This window comes from Shimia haliotis, assembly GCF_900114415.1.
Classification (GTDB): Bacteria; Pseudomonadota; Alphaproteobacteria; order Rhodobacterales; family Rhodobacteraceae; genus Shimia; species Shimia haliotis.
This window is the reverse complement of the sequence record NZ_FOSZ01000001.1, coordinates 857,307-870,320: the sequence shown is the minus strand read 5'-3', so window position 1 is coordinate 870,320 and position 13,014 is coordinate 857,307. Positions and strand designations below refer to the sequence as shown.

Here is a 13,014-nt window from a genome sequence, read left to right as displayed (position 1 = left end):
TCATAAAGTTCTTGATTTGAGGTTCTGGGCATGAGAACAAAGTGGCAACAAAGAGAAATCGGGAGGAGGCACCCATGATGCAACAAATCAAATCCGTCGTTCGCAATTCTGGCGACACTCTGGTTCAGGACGCGCTTGGTGGCGTGGTTCTGGTTGTGTTGATGGTCGTGGCCTTGCACGTGCCTGGTTACATCTGAGTATTTGTTGGAGTTTTTTTGATATCTGCCTGCGATTTTCACGCCGGTTCGTCGTTCGCATCTTGTCCCCATCGTGATGCAGCCTCGACTTGTTCTGCCTGTTCTAAGTCTTGAAGGGTTCACTGCCTAAACCCCTTCTTTGATCAACCGGGTCCCACGTGAGAACGCACCTCACTGCCGCCGCCTTTCCTGCCAGAAAGTGCGGCGGTTTTTTTTGTCAGGTCTTTGGGGAGATCAGGCGCAGTTTGCTTGTTCTGCTTGTTCAAATGCTTCGGCAGTGGCGTCAAATGCCAACAAGATCGAAGCGTGCCGATTTTTGTAGTCCCGTGCGGGGCGCAGGACTTCGAGACCGTCAAAGGGCGCAGGCGGTGTGGGCCCATCCTCTTTGAGCATGGCCTTGAGCGCGGCGCGTGCCTCTTCAATTTCCGCGCGGGTGCGACCAATAACGCCTGACCCGACAACAGATGCAGAGGCTTGACCCAAGGCGCAAGCTTTGACGTCTTGTGCAAATTCCGTAATGCGGCCGTCTTGGATTTTCAGATCGACGGTGACGGTTGAGCCACAGAGAGGCGCGCGCTTTTTCACGGTGGCGTCCGGCGTCTCAAGCCGATCCGTGTGGGGGATCGATGCAGCCAGATTGAGGATCTGGCCGGAGTAAAGCTTGATCAAATCATTTTCGCCGGACATCGCGGTTTCCTTCGTTGGTGGATTCATAGATAGAGGGCGCAGGCGGGAATGCAAAGAGGGACATTGGTATGCCATTTGATGCGAGCACCTTGAAGTACAATGAGGCGGGATTGATCCCGGCGATTGCGCAGGATGCGACCAGTCACGAAGTCCTGATGATGGCTTGGATGAATGCCGAAGCAGTGGAAAAGACGCTCGAGACCGGCAAGGTGACATATTGGAGCCGCTCGCGGCAGGCCTTCTGGATCAAAGGGGAGACCTCGGGCCATGTGCAGGAGTTGGTAGATTTCCGATATGACTGTGATCAGGATTGCATCCTTGTGTTGGTAAACCAGACCGGCGCGGCCTGTCACACCAATCGGCGCAGCTGCTTTTACACCGCGGTGCGGGATGGTGAAACCGTCGAGTTGATGAAACCGATGGGGGAATGAGCCTGCGGCTCATGCCTGCGGCGCGAGTATTATTGCAAGCAAGAAGTGGGGCTGTTAGAGGCCAACCATAGAGCGGACGTCGGCGGGGGTGGCACCCTCGGCGCGGTATTTTGCGATGGCGCGGGCATCGTCGCGCTTGGCAAGCCGTTTGCCGGCCTCGTCGCGTATCAAAGTGTGGTGATGGTATTCAGGCGTCGGAATCCCCAGCAGGGTTTGAAGCAGGACGTGAATGCGGGTGGCCTCAAAGAGGTCTTCGCCGCGGATGACGTGCGTGACACCGCAGGCGACGTCGTCCAGCACGACGGAGAGGTGGTAGGACGCCGCCATGTTGCGGCGGCTGAGAACCACGTCGCCGATGGTGGCACGGAGGTCTTCTTTGGTCAAAGTGTGAAGGCCAGAATGGGTAGGGCCGGTTTCGGTGAAAGAGGCGGTGACCTCTGCGGCTTTTGTCATGTCGAGCCGTGTGCAGGTTGCTGCGTCAGCCGAAAGCCCAAGGTGTCGACAGGTGCCGGGATAGAGGCGGCCGTCTGGGCCAAAAAGCGGTGCACCTTCTTGCGGAGCATTGGCTGCGGCTTCGATGTCGCGGCGCGTGCATTGGCATTCAAAGGTCAGGCCGCGGGCGCGCAGTTGGGTGAGTGTGGCGGCGTAGTCGGCGAAGTGGTTGGATTGGCGTCGCGGAGGCGCATCCCAAGTGATACCTAGCCAAGTCAAGTCGTCATAGATTTGTTGTTCCCACTCGGGCCGCGCGCGGGATTGGTCGAGGTCGTCAATACGCAGCAAAAACGTGCCGCCCGCGTCGCGCGCCATGTCGTGCGCCAGAAGCGCGGAAAAGGCGTGGCCGAGGTGAAGGGGGCCAGTGGGTGATGGGGCGAATCTTGTAGTGAAAGTCACAGTTTTTCAATGATGTACGCGGTGGAGTTGATGTTGCGTGCCGGAAGGTGAGGCCCATGTTCCTGCTCTAGCACCCGTGCCGTGCCCTTGTCTACACAGTCTGAAATCCTGGCGGCATAAGCGGGGTCTTGGAGTGCGTGGTCGTTGAAGGACAGCACAAACAGACCGCCCGCGGCGAGCTTGCCGAGCAGAGTATCAAACAGTTCCAACGGCGCCGCGCCGGGGCCGATGACGCCGATGGCTGCGATAACAGCGTAGTCTCCCGTTTCAAAAGGAAGCGGATCGGCGTCCGAGATTTGTGTAAGGGTGCGATAGATGTTTTTGGCGCGCGCCTTGTCCAGCATCTGTGCGGACAGATCCATGCCATCAATTGTCTTGATGCCCTCGGCGCGCAGGGCCAGACCGGACAGGCCAGTGCCGCAGCCGACGTCAAGTACCGGCGCCAAGGCGTCGGCGATATGGGCGGCAAGCAGGCGGGCGCAGCGGGTTGGGGTCACATAGCCGTTTTTGCCAACCTCGGCCTCATAGGTGTCGGCCCAGTCGTCATAGAGTGTTTGCACGCCCTTGCCGAGATAGCTGTAGGCTTCGTCGAGGAATTTGCGGGTCATGGGATTAGCCTAAGCGCACGACCCGCACTGCGTCCAGTCAGTCTTGAGCAGCGAGCCAGCTTTGCCAGTCTGTCTTGGCGCGGTCCGTGTAGGCTTTGTAGCGGTCCTTGCGGCCACGGCGACCACCTTTGAGGCCATCAACCGGCTGGAACAGACCGAAGTTCACGTTCATCGGCTGGAAGGTTTTTGCCTCGGCACCGCCGGTGATGTGATGAACAAGCGCGCCCATCGCCGTGTTGAGAGGGGCTGTGTCCAGAACGTGGCCCAGAATTTCGGCGGAGGCCAAGCGGCCCGCGAGCAGCCCCATCGCGGCGCTTTCTACATATCCTTCGACGCCTGTGACTTGACCCGCAAAACGGATGTTTGGACGCGATTTCAGGCGCATCTGATCGTCCAGAAGGGTTGGAGAGTTGATAAACGTGTTGCGGTGGATGCCGCCAAGTCGGGCGAAGTTGGCGTTTTCCAAGCCGGGGATCATTTTGAAGACCTCGGTCTGGGCGCCGTATTTCATCTTGGTCTGGAAGCCGACAATATTGAGCAGTGTCCCCAATGCGTTGTCGCGGCGAAGCTGCACAACGGCGTAGGGTTTGTCATCCGGACGATGCACGTTGGTCAGGCCTACAGGCTTCATCGGGCCAAATCTCAAGGTCTCGCGACCGCGCTCGGCCATGACTTCGATCGGCAGGCAGCCATCGAAATAGCCAGCGGTTTCGCCTTCGTGGAATTCGGTTTTGTCGGCGGCCAAAAGCGCGTCGATGAAGGCCTCGTATTGGTCCTTGGACATCGGGCAGTTCAGGTAGGCCTTTTGCTCTTCCTCGGTTTCGCCCTTGTCATAGCGTGATTGCAGCCAGGCGACGTCCATGTCGATGCTGTCGGCGTAGACAATCGGGGCAATAGCGTCAAAGAAAGCCAGCCGGTCAGCACCGGTTTCTGCCTGAATGGCGGCGCCAAGCGCGGTGGAGGTCAGAGGGCCAGTGGCGAAAATCCAGTGACCTTCCGATGGAAGTTCGGTGATCTCACCATACTCGACAGAGATATTGGGATGCGCCATCAGAGTTTCGGTCACGGATTCCGCAAAGGGATCGCGGTCTACGGCAAGTGCGCCGCCTGCGGGCAGGCGGTGTTTGTCGGCGGTGGCCATGATCAACCCGTTTGCAGCGCGCATTTCCCAATGCAGTAGGCCGACGGCGTTTTGTTCGTCGTCATCCGAGCGGAAGGAGTTTGAGCAGACCATCTCGGCCAAGTGGCCGGTACGGTGTGCAAAGGTCTCGACCTTGGGTCGCATCTCGTGGATCACCACGTTGACGCCCATGTTGGCGGCCTGCCAAGCGGCCTCGGAGCCGGCCATGCCGCCACCCACGATATGCAATGTCTGTGTCGCGTTCTGTGTCATGGGGCGGAGATAGGCGGTGTTGGCGGAATTTGAAAGAGCTAAGGCGCGGGGCCATGACTGCAAAAGACAGGGGCCGCCGCGACCCCTGGCGCCAAAACGAATGCCGAAGGCGCGGTGGACGCTGGGAAATGCACGTAGTCCATTGGCATGTTGAAGGGAAGGATAGTCCCACTTCTCAAGCGTCAGTGGCGCAGGGAATCAGGGGAAGTCATTTTATTTCAATCCTTTGCAATAGAGTGTTGCGACTATCACTGACCCTGCCAATCCGGTGGCCGCTTCTCTAGAAAGGCGGCGATGCCTTCTTCGGTGTCACGCCAGAGCATGTTTTGCACCATTACATCGCCCGTATACTCATAGGCTGCGTCCAGAGGCTTTTGCAGCTGTTCGTAAAACGCCTGTTTGCCGATTTTTACCGCGGCGCCAAGTTTGGAGGCCACGGTTTCTGCAAGTTCGGTTGTGGCCGTGCTCAGCGAGTCGGCCGGCACAACGCGGTTGATCAGGCCGAGGGTTTGCGCTTCGGCGGCATCGACAAAGGCGCCGGTCGTGAGCATCTCAAACGCTTGTTTGCGCGGGATGTTGCGCGACAGGGCAACCATAGGGGTGGAGCAGAACAGGCCAATGTTGACACCGTTCACGCCAAAGCGCGTGCCTTTTGCGGCCACAGCCATGTCGCAGGTGGCGACAAGCTGGCATCCGGCGGCGGTGGCAATGCCATGGACCTGTGCGATAACAGGCTGGGGCAGGCGTTGAATGGTTTGCATCATGGTGGCGCAGCGGGTGAAGAGGTCTTTGAAATAGGCCGCGCCTCCGTCCTCGGCCTGTCGGCCTTGGGTCATCTGTTTGAGGTCGTGCCCTGCGCAAAAGGCTTTGCCTTCCCCTGCAAGCACAATCGCGCGGATAGATGGTTCGGTGGCGAGGGTATCGAAGGCGGATTGCAACTCGGCCAGCATCTCATCTGACAGCGCGTTGAGCCGCTCGGGCGCGTTCATTGTCAGGTATGCGACTGCATTTGCGTCGCGACGTTCCAAAATTGCCATCTTGTTCTCCCATGCCATTGCGGCAACCTTAGCGATGGGAAGAGGAGAGGAAAACCATGCAAGCAGTGTTGACCGCAGAAGAGATGACGGAATTTTTGGCGGAGGTGTTTCCGCAGGTGAAAGAGGATTTTGTGGTCGAAAGCGTGGATGGGGTGAACACGGTAATGCGTCTGAAGGTGGCAGAGCGGCATTTGCGGCCGGGAGGTACCGTGTCGGGTCCAAGCATGTTCAGTCTGGCGGATGTGTCTGCCTATGTGGCAACGCTGGCGCGGATCGGTAAAGAGGCGCTGACGGTGACGACGGGGTGTTCAATGGATTTTATGCGCAAACCTGAGGCGGGCAAGGATCTGATCGCGCATACAACGCTTTTGAAACTTGGGCGGACTTTGTCGGTGTCCAACATACTGATCTATTCCGAAGGAAGTGATGCGCCGGTGGCGCGGGCCAATATGACTTATGCCATCCCGCCAAAATGAGGCGGGGGCGCTGGATCGCGTTGTTTTTGGTGCTTGCGGTGGGCAGTCGGTTCATGGCGTTTGGCGCGGACGACGGCTATGATCGGGACCGTGGCACGCCGATCTGGGTGTTTGATCACGGGTACCACGCGGGCTTGATCCTGAGGCGCGATGCGCTTGACACCTATGGTTCGGAGGCATCGCAAGCTTGGCTTGCACAATTTCCCGAGGCGGATTGGTTCGAATTCGGTTGGGGGGACGCCGGGTTTTACTTCGAAGTGCCCACATTTGACGATGTGACCTTGGCAATTGCGGCAAAAGCGCTTTTGTGGCCGACCGACAGCGTGATGCACATTGCCACGGGGAAGGGATCGCCGTGGGCTGTGTTTACGCAATCGCACGGTGTGGAAATTCCGGTCACGGATCAGGCACTTGCGCGCATTGTGGCATTTGTGGAAGCCGGAGCCTCCGACACGGATCAATTGGGTGTTGGGCTCTATGGGGAAAGCGCATTTTATCGAGGGCGCGGGCGGTATCACCTGTTTCAGACGTGCAATAGCTGGGTGTCGCAGGCCCTGCGCGCGGGACAAATACGCTCAGCACCAGGGCCTGCCGTATTTAGTCAGGGGCTGCTTTGGGATCTTGAGCGTCGGTATTGATGAGCCGTTCTTTACATTCCGAAAATTGTATGTGATGGCTGAGCCGTTCAGCGCCGAGGATCACTCAATGACCGACACCACCTCAAAACTCATGTATTTGCCTGTTCCGGTTTTTGCGATTGTTATGGGGTTGATGGGATGGGCGATGGCGTTTCACGCGGCACCGGACAGCCTACCGCTGTTTGCGGGCCTTTCCAAAGGCGTGCTGTGGCTTGGCGTGGCGGTTTTCGTGGGGCTTGCGGCGCTCTACTTGATGAAACTCCTACGCTACCCATCCGCTGTGATTGCGGAATGGAACCATCCGGTGCGGCTGGCATTCTTTCCGGCGATTTCAATTTCTCTTTTGCTAATGGGCACGGCGATGTTGGCGCACCAACCGGCGTTGGCCAAGGCGGTTTGGCTGGCTGGGGCGGCGGGGCAGGTGATTCTGACCCTCGCGGTTGTCTCCGGATGGATTTCGCACCGCAGCTTCGAAGTTGGGCAATTGACGCCTGCGTGGTTCATTCCCGCGGTGGGCAATGTGGTGGCACCAATCGCCGGTGCCCAGATGGGGTTTGTCGAGTTCAGCTGGCTGTTTTTCTCGGCCGGAGTGATTTTCTGGCTGGTGTTGCTAACGCTGGTGTTCAACCGGTTGATATTTCACGATCCCATTCCGGGAAAATTGCTGCCGACTTTGGTAATCTTGATTGCGCCGCCGGCGGTGGCGTTTTCGGCCTATGTGTCGTTGACAGGGCAAGTGGACGGGGTTGCGCGTGTTTTTCTAAACGCTGCCTATGTCTTTGCGGCACTGGTTCTGGTTCAGGCACCGAAATTTCGAAGCCTGCCGTTTGCGCTTCCTTGGTGGGCACTTAGCTTTCCTGTAGCGGCGCTGTCGATTGCATCTTTTCGGTTTGGCGCGCTGACTGGAAGCGCGGTGCATACCTGCATCGGTGTTGCAGTGCTTTGTGTGCTAAGTGTGATCATGCTGGCGCTGATCGCGCGCACCCTTTTGGCGGTCGCGCGCGATGAAATTTGTGTTCCGGAGTGAAAATGACACCTGAAGTTGTGGGGTAAAATAATACCTATTTTGCAAGGCATTGATTTTGCTTGTTTATTTCAGGTTTTGTGCGCTTGACGCGACGCTTGGCTGCTTTATAACCCGCCCATCGCATTTAGATGCGTCGGGCAACTGCCGCATCTGTCAACCAATCATGGAAGACCTAACATGAAAACCTTCTCTGCTACTCCGGCAGACATCGAGAAGAAATGGATCATCATCGACGCCGAAGGCGTGGTGCTGGGCCGTCTCGCGTCGATCGTCGCCATGCGCCTGCGCGGCAAGCACAAGGCCACTTTTACTCCGCACATGGACACCGGTGACAACGTCATCGTGATCAACGCGGATAAAATCCAGATGACCGGCAAAAAACGCACGGACAAAAAATACTACTGGCACACTGGCCACCCGGGCGGCATCAAGCACCGCACCGCGGAACAGATCCTGGAAGGCGCGCACCCTGAGCGCGTTGTGACCAAAGCCGTTCAGCGCATGCTGCCTGGCAACCGTCTGTCCCGCCAGATCATGACCAACCTGCGCGTATATGCCGGTGCTGAGCACCCGCATGAAGCACAGGCCCCCGAAGTGCTGGACGTGAAGTCCATGAACAGCAAAAACACCCGGAGCTAATCAATGGCCGATCAAATCAACTCGCTTGAAGAGCTGAACGCCGTTGCCGGTGAAGAAGCTGTTGTAGAAGTTGCCGCTCCGCGTGAGCCGGTACGTGACGAACTGGGCCGCTCCTATGCGACCGGTAAACGTAAAGACGCTGTTGCGCGCGTTTGGATCAAGCCGGGTTCCGGCAAGGTCATCGTGAACGGCAAAGACCAGGACGTGTACTTTGCGCGCCCTGTTCTGCAGCTGATCCTGCGTCAGCCGATGCAAGTTGCTGGCGTTGAAGGTGAATTCGACGTTTACGCCACCGTCAAAGGCGGCGGTCTGACCGGTCAGGCCGGTGCGGTTAAGCACGGTATCTCCAAAGCTCTGCAGCTTTATGAACCCAGCCTGCGTGGCGCTCTGAAAGCCGCTGGCTTCCTGACCCGCGACAGCCGCGTTGTGGAACGTAAAAAATACGGTAAGCGCAAGGCGCGTCGTTCGTTCCAGTTCTCGAAGCGCTAATTTTCAGCCCTTCACACGATTTTCGAAAAGGCCGCGCAGTTTGCGCGGCCTTTTTGCTTGCGCGCGTAGTTCCGGCACTGAAGAAAAACAACTTTGGAGATTTCATCTTATTGATCCTGTGCTACCAAAGATTGAAAGATGAGCCAGATCGATAGACGAGGGAAGCCAATGGGAACGACGGACAAAATCGTGGAAACGGCCATCGAGCAAAGCGCCAGCCGGCACGATTTGTGGGTCAATCTGATCACAAGCCTCAAGTGTGCGGCCCTGTGCGAAATTGGGGTGTGGCGCGGGGAGTTTGCCGAAACGCTTTTGTCGCGGGTCGACGGCATCGAAAGCTATGTGTTGATTGATCCTTGGAGAAATCTTCCCGATTGGAACAAGCCTGCCAACAAAAGCGACATTGCTTTTGAAAACATCCGGAAACACGCGCTACATCGGGTGGAACCTTTCGCAGATAAGGTGGTGGAAATGCGGGGAACCACCAAAGAAATGTGCCCGATGATTGCCGATAGATCCCTCGATTTTGCTTATTTGGATGGCGATCACACTCTGCGTGGCATCACCATTGATTTGACGATGGTTCTGCCGAAAATTCGTGAGGGCGGATTCATTGGGGGTGACGATTTCACCAAAACGATCTGGCAACACAGTGACGAGTTCAGCCCGTCGGAAGTGTTTCCCTATGCCATATATTTCGCAGAAGCACATGATCTGACGATCTACACATTACCGCGAAACCAGTTCTTGATCGTCAATGACAACAGCGGTTTTCGGGTTTGCGATTTTGGCGGCTACGCGGTGCTGACACCGGCAGAGATTTACTCAAAACCACCTGTCGAAGAACCAAGCTTTTAAGCAAAACCTAGCTGACATCGCCAGTTTCGGCTCTGGAACTCTGGCACGGAATGGAGCGGATTTTCAGCGTTTTGTTAACGATCTATTAATTGCTTTGGCCAAAAATCACTCTCGTAAAAAGTGTTTTATTGAGTCTTTTGGAGAGTATCCATGCAGCCGCCTTCGGCGCGACAGGTCCGGATTGCCGCGGCTTTTGCCATCGTTCCGATGGTTGTTGCGGCTGGGGTCGTGCTGACAAATCCGGACGCGATGGCGATAATGTCTCGCGGTCCCTTGCAGGTCGGGCATGAGGCTGTGAATTGCGAAAGCTGCCACGCCGCCAGTCCGGGCACCATTCGGCAACAGGTTCAAGCCAAGGTACATTTTGCGGTGGGAATGCGGCAAACACCTGCGGATTTTGGCTATGGCGCCGTGACATCCAATGCCTGTCTAGCGTGCCATGAAAGGCCCAATGAACGTCATCCCATTTTCCGGTTTCGAGAGCCGCGTTTTCAGGGCGCGGTTAATCAAATAGAAGCCACAAGCTGTTTGGGGTGTCATTCAGAACACACAACGCACCGCGCCACTACGGATCTGGTGTTCTGCCAGGCCTGCCATGAGGATCTACGGCTGACGTCAGACCCGCTGGATGTCAGTCATGACGCGTTGATTGATGAAGGTGCGTGGCAAAGCTGTTTGGGTTGCCATGATTTTCACGGAAATCACCCACACAAGGCGCCGGTTCTTTTGGACGCCGCCGTGCCCGCAGAAGTGGTTGCCGCCTATTTGCGCGATGGGCCAAGTCCCTACGCGTTGCCAAAGCTCTATGAAGCAGAGGAGGACGGGCGATGATGAAGATTTTTGTTGCAGGGGTGTTTGGCTGTTTGATGGTCTATCTTTTTGCCACCGCGCCGGTTGCTTTGCCCGACAACGAAACGGCCAACAAGGGGCGGTGTCATTTTGCGGTGGCCACGTTGTTTGACGGCGTGAACGCGATCAACGACGCCGCGCGGTCACTTTATACCCAAAAGATTGTTGGCAACGGTAAGCTTGCCGGATTGGCGTTTGGCGAGGACTGGCAAGAACCTGGCGTGGAAAAGGGTCCGCTGCCCGCGCTTTTTCTGCGCCTGACCGCCGCTAGACTGGAAGCCAAACCACCACGCATGGGGCTCTATCTGGGCTCGGACGCGCCGATCAACCGTTCAAACCTTTTCTCGCCAGAACAATTGGTGAGCTTTGAAACGGTCAAGGCCACGCGCGCACCGGTGTTTATGACATCACAGAGCGGTGGTCATGTGGGCATGTATCCGGATGTCGCGGGCGTGGCGCCCTGCGTTGATTGCCACAACGAACACAAGGACAGCCCGAAAACAGACTGGAAACTTGGGGACGTAATGGGGGCAACCACGTGGACCTATCCGGATGCGATGGTTTCGGCGGACGAATATGTGTTGGTCGTGGAAGCAATGCTGGCCTCGGTGCAGGAGGCGTATCAACAGTATTTGGACAAAGCCGCAGGTTTTGAAGAGCCTGTTGAGCAAGCCAAAGAGTGGCCGGACAAGGGCCGGCGGTACCTGCCGACGCCCGTGATGTTCATGGCCGAGGTGCGTGCGCAGGCTGCGCCTTCGCTGGTCAATGCACTGATGCCTGCGCACCATACAACCGGAGGAGCAAGCCCATGCGTGTTTTGATGCAAACGGCGCGACGCGCGCCCTACGCCGCGTTAATCCTGATGGCTGTGTCTCTGGCGGCTCTGGTGATATCACAGGAATGGCAAACCGGATTTCTCGTGGTCCTAAGCGGGTTTGAATTTCAGGTCGTGACCGGATCGTTGTTAGTGACAGGTCTTTGTTATCAATGGATTTTGTTCTTTAAGCGTGTTTTGCGAGACAACAAGAACGCACGTAGGGTTCTGGTCAATCACCGCTGGGTCGGGGTCGGCATGACATATCTTTTTGCGTTGCACGCGGTGCGTATGGGGCACACGTGGATGACGCTTCTGAGCGTTGTCTTTTTCTTGATCGCACTGACTGGCGTGCTCAATCGAGAGGTACTGAGGTACCGGCAGAACTGGATCTATCTTGTCTGGTTGTCGGCACATATCGGTCTGTCAGCGATGATGGTGCCTTTGGTTGCCCTGCATGTCTGGGTCGCGTTGGCGTATCAATAACGCCTAGGGATCGTCGTTGATCAGGCCCAAACCACGCAGGTAAACCCCAATTCCAGTCTCCAGAAGGTCTTCTGGTGCAAAGGGGCTCTGGGTGCCTGGAGAATTTCGCGCATATAGTTCCACAACGCCGTGGCTCATGGCCCAGATGTGCGCGGAGAACATTGAGGCGGGGGGGCGCTTTTCCGGCGGGATGTGTTGGGACAGATCATTTGCGGCCTGCTCCATCACCCCTCGAGCACGGGATGCCACTGTTGCCAACTCGGGCGTCCGATTGACCGATATTCCACTTTCAAACATCGCGATGTAGTGGCCCGGATACTTGCGGGCAAATGCGAGATAGGCGCGGCCGGTGGCCTCAAACGAGGCCAGGGCCGAAGGCTGGCCTTTGTCGTAGGCAAACTGCATCAGGTCGGCGAAAATTTCATAGCCTTGTCGTGCGGCCTCGGCGATGAGGTCCTCTCGGCCCTCAAAGTGACGATAGACCGCGGCCGGCGTGACACCGGCGGTTTTTGCCGCCTCGGAAAGCGTGAAACCTGTAGGCCCCTTGGCCTCGATGAGACTGAGAGCGGCTTCGACCAGCGCCTGACGCAAGTTGCCGTGATGATAGCCGCGTTTAGCCATTCCAGATGTCTGGTCCTCCGCAGATTTCGGTGTCTATTTTTCCAATAGCATCAACATCTTTTCGATCGTAGTTCAAGTTGTGAAGCACCGTTCGAATGGCATTTAGACGCGCACGGCGTTTGTCGTCAGAGCGCACAATAGTCCACGGCGCGGTGTCGGAGTGAGTACGCTTCAGTGTTTCCTTAATGGCGTCGGAATACGCCTCCCACCGCTTCAGCCCTTCAACGTCAATCCAGCTTAGCTTCCACTGTTTCAAAGGGTCGTTTTCGCGGGACAAAAACCGGCGGAGTTGTTCGGCGCGCCCGACGTTTAGCCAGAATTTGAAAAGATGGATTCCATCGTCAACCAAGGTGCTTTCAAAGGGCGAAACCTGATGGAAGAACTTTTCGCGCTGATCATCACTGCAAAACTCAAAGACGTTCTCTACGACACCGCGGTTGTACCAGCTTCGGTCATAAAAGACGATTTCGCCACCAGAGGGCAGATGGTCGATGTAGCGCTGAAAATACCATTGTGTGGCCTCAGCTTCGGTTGGTTTGGAGAGTGCGACCACGCGCGCGCCGCGCGGGTTCAGGTTTTCGCGGAACCGTTTGATTGTCCCGCCCTTGCCGGCGGCATCGCGGCCTTCAAACACGATGGCCACGCGCTGGCCAGTGTCTTTGATCCAATGTTGGAGTTTCACGAGTTCAATCTGAACGGCAGCGATCTGGGCATCATAGGCTTTGCGGCTCAGGCGTTCCTTGTGAGGGTAGGCCTCGCCAAGGATATCTTTCTTGCTGCTGTCCCGAATGGCATCGCGCACATGTTTGGGGGCGTCATTCTCGAAGAAGGCGCTGATTGCGCCGTCGAATGGCAAGTCCATGAAACCTCTCC

General features: G+C 56.8%; 18 protein-coding genes. 11 read left to right on the top strand and 7 right to left on the bottom strand.

All coding sequences use genetic code 11. The features are described 5' to 3' along the window. Positions 1-74: 74 nt before the first annotated feature. Positions 75-197: a hypothetical protein gene (locus BM069_RS20100; protein WP_280137029.1), complete on the top strand. Its 123-nt coding sequence runs from the start codon at positions 75-77 to the stop codon at positions 195-197. A 234-nt stretch (positions 198-431) separates the two neighbouring features. Here the strand turns inward: BM069_RS20100 and BM069_RS04305 are convergent, their stop codons facing one another. Next, the gene (locus BM069_RS04305) at positions 432-884 is read right to left on the bottom strand and encodes an iron-sulfur cluster assembly scaffold protein (RefSeq protein WP_093320654.1); all 453 of its coding nucleotides are present in this window, start codon (positions 882-884) and stop codon (positions 432-434) included. 68 nt (positions 885-952) lie between these two features. Here BM069_RS04305 and hisI point away from each other — a divergent pair, with 68 nt between their 5' ends. Continuing rightward, on the top strand, positions 953-1,315 hold the full coding sequence (gene hisI, locus BM069_RS04300) for a phosphoribosyl-AMP cyclohydrolase (RefSeq protein WP_093320650.1): 363 nt from the start codon (positions 953-955) through the stop codon (positions 1,313-1,315). A 54-nt stretch (positions 1,316-1,369) separates the two neighbouring features. Here hisI and gluQRS read toward each other — a convergent pair whose 3' ends face one another. The 4 genes from gluQRS to BM069_RS04280 all read right to left on the bottom strand — a co-directional run bounded on the left by gluQRS (position 1,370) and on the right by BM069_RS04280 (position 5,244). Further along, complete coding sequence (gene gluQRS, locus BM069_RS04295; protein ID WP_093320648.1) at positions 1,370-2,206, bottom strand: tRNA glutamyl-Q(34) synthetase GluQRS; 837 nt, start codon at positions 2,204-2,206, stop codon at positions 1,370-1,372. Next, entirely contained in the window at positions 2,203-2,814 is a 612-nt protein-coding gene (locus tag BM069_RS04290) for a class I SAM-dependent DNA methyltransferase (RefSeq protein ID WP_093320645.1), read from the bottom strand. Before BM069_RS04290 ends, gluQRS begins: the two co-directional genes overlap by 4 nt. Positions 2,815-2,851: 37 nt before the next feature. Further along, positions 2,852-4,207, bottom strand: coding sequence for a methylenetetrahydrofolate--tRNA-(uracil(54)-C(5))-methyltransferase (FADH(2)-oxidizing) TrmFO (gene trmFO / locus BM069_RS04285; RefSeq protein WP_093320643.1), 1,356 nt, complete (start codon positions 4,205-4,207; stop codon positions 2,852-2,854). A 248-nt stretch (positions 4,208-4,455) separates the two neighbouring features. Then, complete coding sequence (locus BM069_RS04280; RefSeq protein ID WP_093320640.1) at positions 4,456-5,244, bottom strand: enoyl-CoA hydratase; 789 nt, start codon at positions 5,242-5,244, stop codon at positions 4,456-4,458. Positions 5,245-5,300: 56 nt separating this feature from the next. On the opposite strand from BM069_RS04280, the gene BM069_RS04275 reads away from it, so the two are divergent. From BM069_RS04275 to BM069_RS04235, 9 genes are all read left to right on the top strand, one after another. Then, the gene (locus BM069_RS04275; protein ID WP_093320638.1) at positions 5,301-5,720 is read left to right on the top strand and encodes a PaaI family thioesterase; all 420 of its coding nucleotides are present in this window, start codon (positions 5,301-5,303) and stop codon (positions 5,718-5,720) included. Positions 5,721-5,773: 53 nt separating this feature from the next. Continuing rightward, complete coding sequence (locus BM069_RS04270; protein ID WP_170846670.1) at positions 5,774-6,358, top strand: DUF2459 domain-containing protein; 585 nt, start codon at positions 5,774-5,776, stop codon at positions 6,356-6,358. Between the two features lie 67 nt (positions 6,359-6,425). Continuing rightward, the gene (locus BM069_RS04265) at positions 6,426-7,385 is read left to right on the top strand and encodes an SLAC1 anion channel family protein (RefSeq protein ID WP_093321340.1); all 960 of its coding nucleotides are present in this window, start codon (positions 6,426-6,428) and stop codon (positions 7,383-7,385) included. Between the two features lie 177 nt (positions 7,386-7,562). Then, the gene (gene rplM, locus BM069_RS04260; protein ID WP_093320633.1) at positions 7,563-8,024 is read left to right on the top strand and encodes a 50S ribosomal protein L13; all 462 of its coding nucleotides are present in this window, start codon (positions 7,563-7,565) and stop codon (positions 8,022-8,024) included. A gap of 3 nt (positions 8,025-8,027) precedes the next feature. Next, the gene (gene rpsI, locus BM069_RS04255; protein ID WP_093320630.1) at positions 8,028-8,513 is read left to right on the top strand and encodes a 30S ribosomal protein S9; all 486 of its coding nucleotides are present in this window, start codon (positions 8,028-8,030) and stop codon (positions 8,511-8,513) included. Positions 8,514-8,651: 138 nt separating this feature from the next. Beyond that, a complete protein-coding gene (locus BM069_RS04250; RefSeq protein WP_093320628.1) occupies positions 8,652-9,371 on the top strand; it encodes a class I SAM-dependent methyltransferase in 720 nt (239 codons plus the stop codon). Between the two features lie 150 nt (positions 9,372-9,521). Next, positions 9,522-10,202, top strand: a complete 681-nt coding sequence (locus BM069_RS04245; RefSeq protein ID WP_093320626.1) for a cytochrome c3 family protein — start codon at positions 9,522-9,524, stop codon at positions 10,200-10,202. Continuing rightward, positions 10,199-11,041, top strand: a complete 843-nt coding sequence (locus tag BM069_RS19905) for a c-type heme family protein (RefSeq protein WP_093320623.1) — start codon at positions 10,199-10,201, stop codon at positions 11,039-11,041. Before BM069_RS04245 ends, BM069_RS19905 begins: the two co-directional genes overlap by 4 nt. Then, positions 11,029-11,520, top strand: coding sequence for a hypothetical protein (locus BM069_RS04235; RefSeq protein ID WP_093320620.1), 492 nt, complete (start codon positions 11,029-11,031; stop codon positions 11,518-11,520). The genes BM069_RS19905 and BM069_RS04235 overlap by 13 nt, the downstream gene beginning before the upstream one ends. A gap of 3 nt (positions 11,521-11,523) precedes the next feature. Here the strand turns inward: BM069_RS04235 and BM069_RS04230 are convergent, their stop codons facing one another. Together BM069_RS04230 and ppk2 are read right to left on the bottom strand one after the other, a co-directional pair. Continuing rightward, positions 11,524-12,141: a TetR/AcrR family transcriptional regulator gene (locus BM069_RS04230; protein WP_093320618.1), complete on the bottom strand. Its 618-nt coding sequence runs from the start codon at positions 12,139-12,141 to the stop codon at positions 11,524-11,526. Further along, the gene (gene ppk2 / locus BM069_RS04225) at positions 12,134-13,003 is read right to left on the bottom strand and encodes a polyphosphate kinase 2 (protein WP_093320616.1); all 870 of its coding nucleotides are present in this window, start codon (positions 13,001-13,003) and stop codon (positions 12,134-12,136) included. The genes BM069_RS04230 and ppk2 overlap by 8 nt, the downstream gene beginning before the upstream one ends. Positions 13,004-13,014 lie beyond the last annotated feature (11 nt).

Coding starts and splice junctions, on each gene's coding strand:
- BM069_RS20100 (WP_280137029.1), top strand. CDS start 75: ATGATGCAACAAATCAAATCCGTCGTTCGCAATTCTGGCGACACTCTG.
- BM069_RS04305 (WP_093320654.1), bottom strand. CDS start 884: ATGTCCGGCGAAAATGATTTGATCAAGCTTTACTCCGGCCAGATCCTC.
- hisI (WP_093320650.1), top strand. CDS start 953: ATGCCATTTGATGCGAGCACCTTGAAGTACAATGAGGCGGGATTGATC.
- BM069_RS04290 (WP_093320645.1), bottom strand. CDS start 2,814: ATGACCCGCAAATTCCTCGACGAAGCCTACAGCTATCTCGGCAAGGGC.
- trmFO (WP_093320643.1), bottom strand. CDS start 4,207: ATGACACAGAACGCGACACAGACATTGCATATCGTGGGTGGCGGCATG.
- BM069_RS04280 (WP_093320640.1), bottom strand. CDS start 5,244: ATGGCAATTTTGGAACGTCGCGACGCAAATGCAGTCGCATACCTGACA.
- BM069_RS04275 (WP_093320638.1), top strand. CDS start 5,301: ATGCAAGCAGTGTTGACCGCAGAAGAGATGACGGAATTTTTGGCGGAG.
- BM069_RS04270 (WP_170846670.1), top strand. CDS start 5,774: ATGGCGTTTGGCGCGGACGACGGCTATGATCGGGACCGTGGCACGCCG.
- BM069_RS04265 (WP_093321340.1), top strand. CDS start 6,426: ATGACCGACACCACCTCAAAACTCATGTATTTGCCTGTTCCGGTTTTT.
- rplM (WP_093320633.1), top strand. CDS start 7,563: ATGAAAACCTTCTCTGCTACTCCGGCAGACATCGAGAAGAAATGGATC.
- rpsI (WP_093320630.1), top strand. CDS start 8,028: ATGGCCGATCAAATCAACTCGCTTGAAGAGCTGAACGCCGTTGCCGGT.
- BM069_RS04250 (WP_093320628.1), top strand. CDS start 8,652: ATGAGCCAGATCGATAGACGAGGGAAGCCAATGGGAACGACGGACAAA.
- BM069_RS04245 (WP_093320626.1), top strand. CDS start 9,522: ATGCAGCCGCCTTCGGCGCGACAGGTCCGGATTGCCGCGGCTTTTGCC.
- BM069_RS19905 (WP_093320623.1), top strand. CDS start 10,199: ATGATGAAGATTTTTGTTGCAGGGGTGTTTGGCTGTTTGATGGTCTAT.
- BM069_RS04235 (WP_093320620.1), top strand. CDS start 11,029: ATGCGTGTTTTGATGCAAACGGCGCGACGCGCGCCCTACGCCGCGTTA.
- BM069_RS04230 (WP_093320618.1), bottom strand. CDS start 12,141: ATGGCTAAACGCGGCTATCATCACGGCAACTTGCGTCAGGCGCTGGTC.
- ppk2 (WP_093320616.1), bottom strand. CDS start 13,003: ATGGACTTGCCATTCGACGGCGCAATCAGCGCCTTCTTCGAGAATGAC.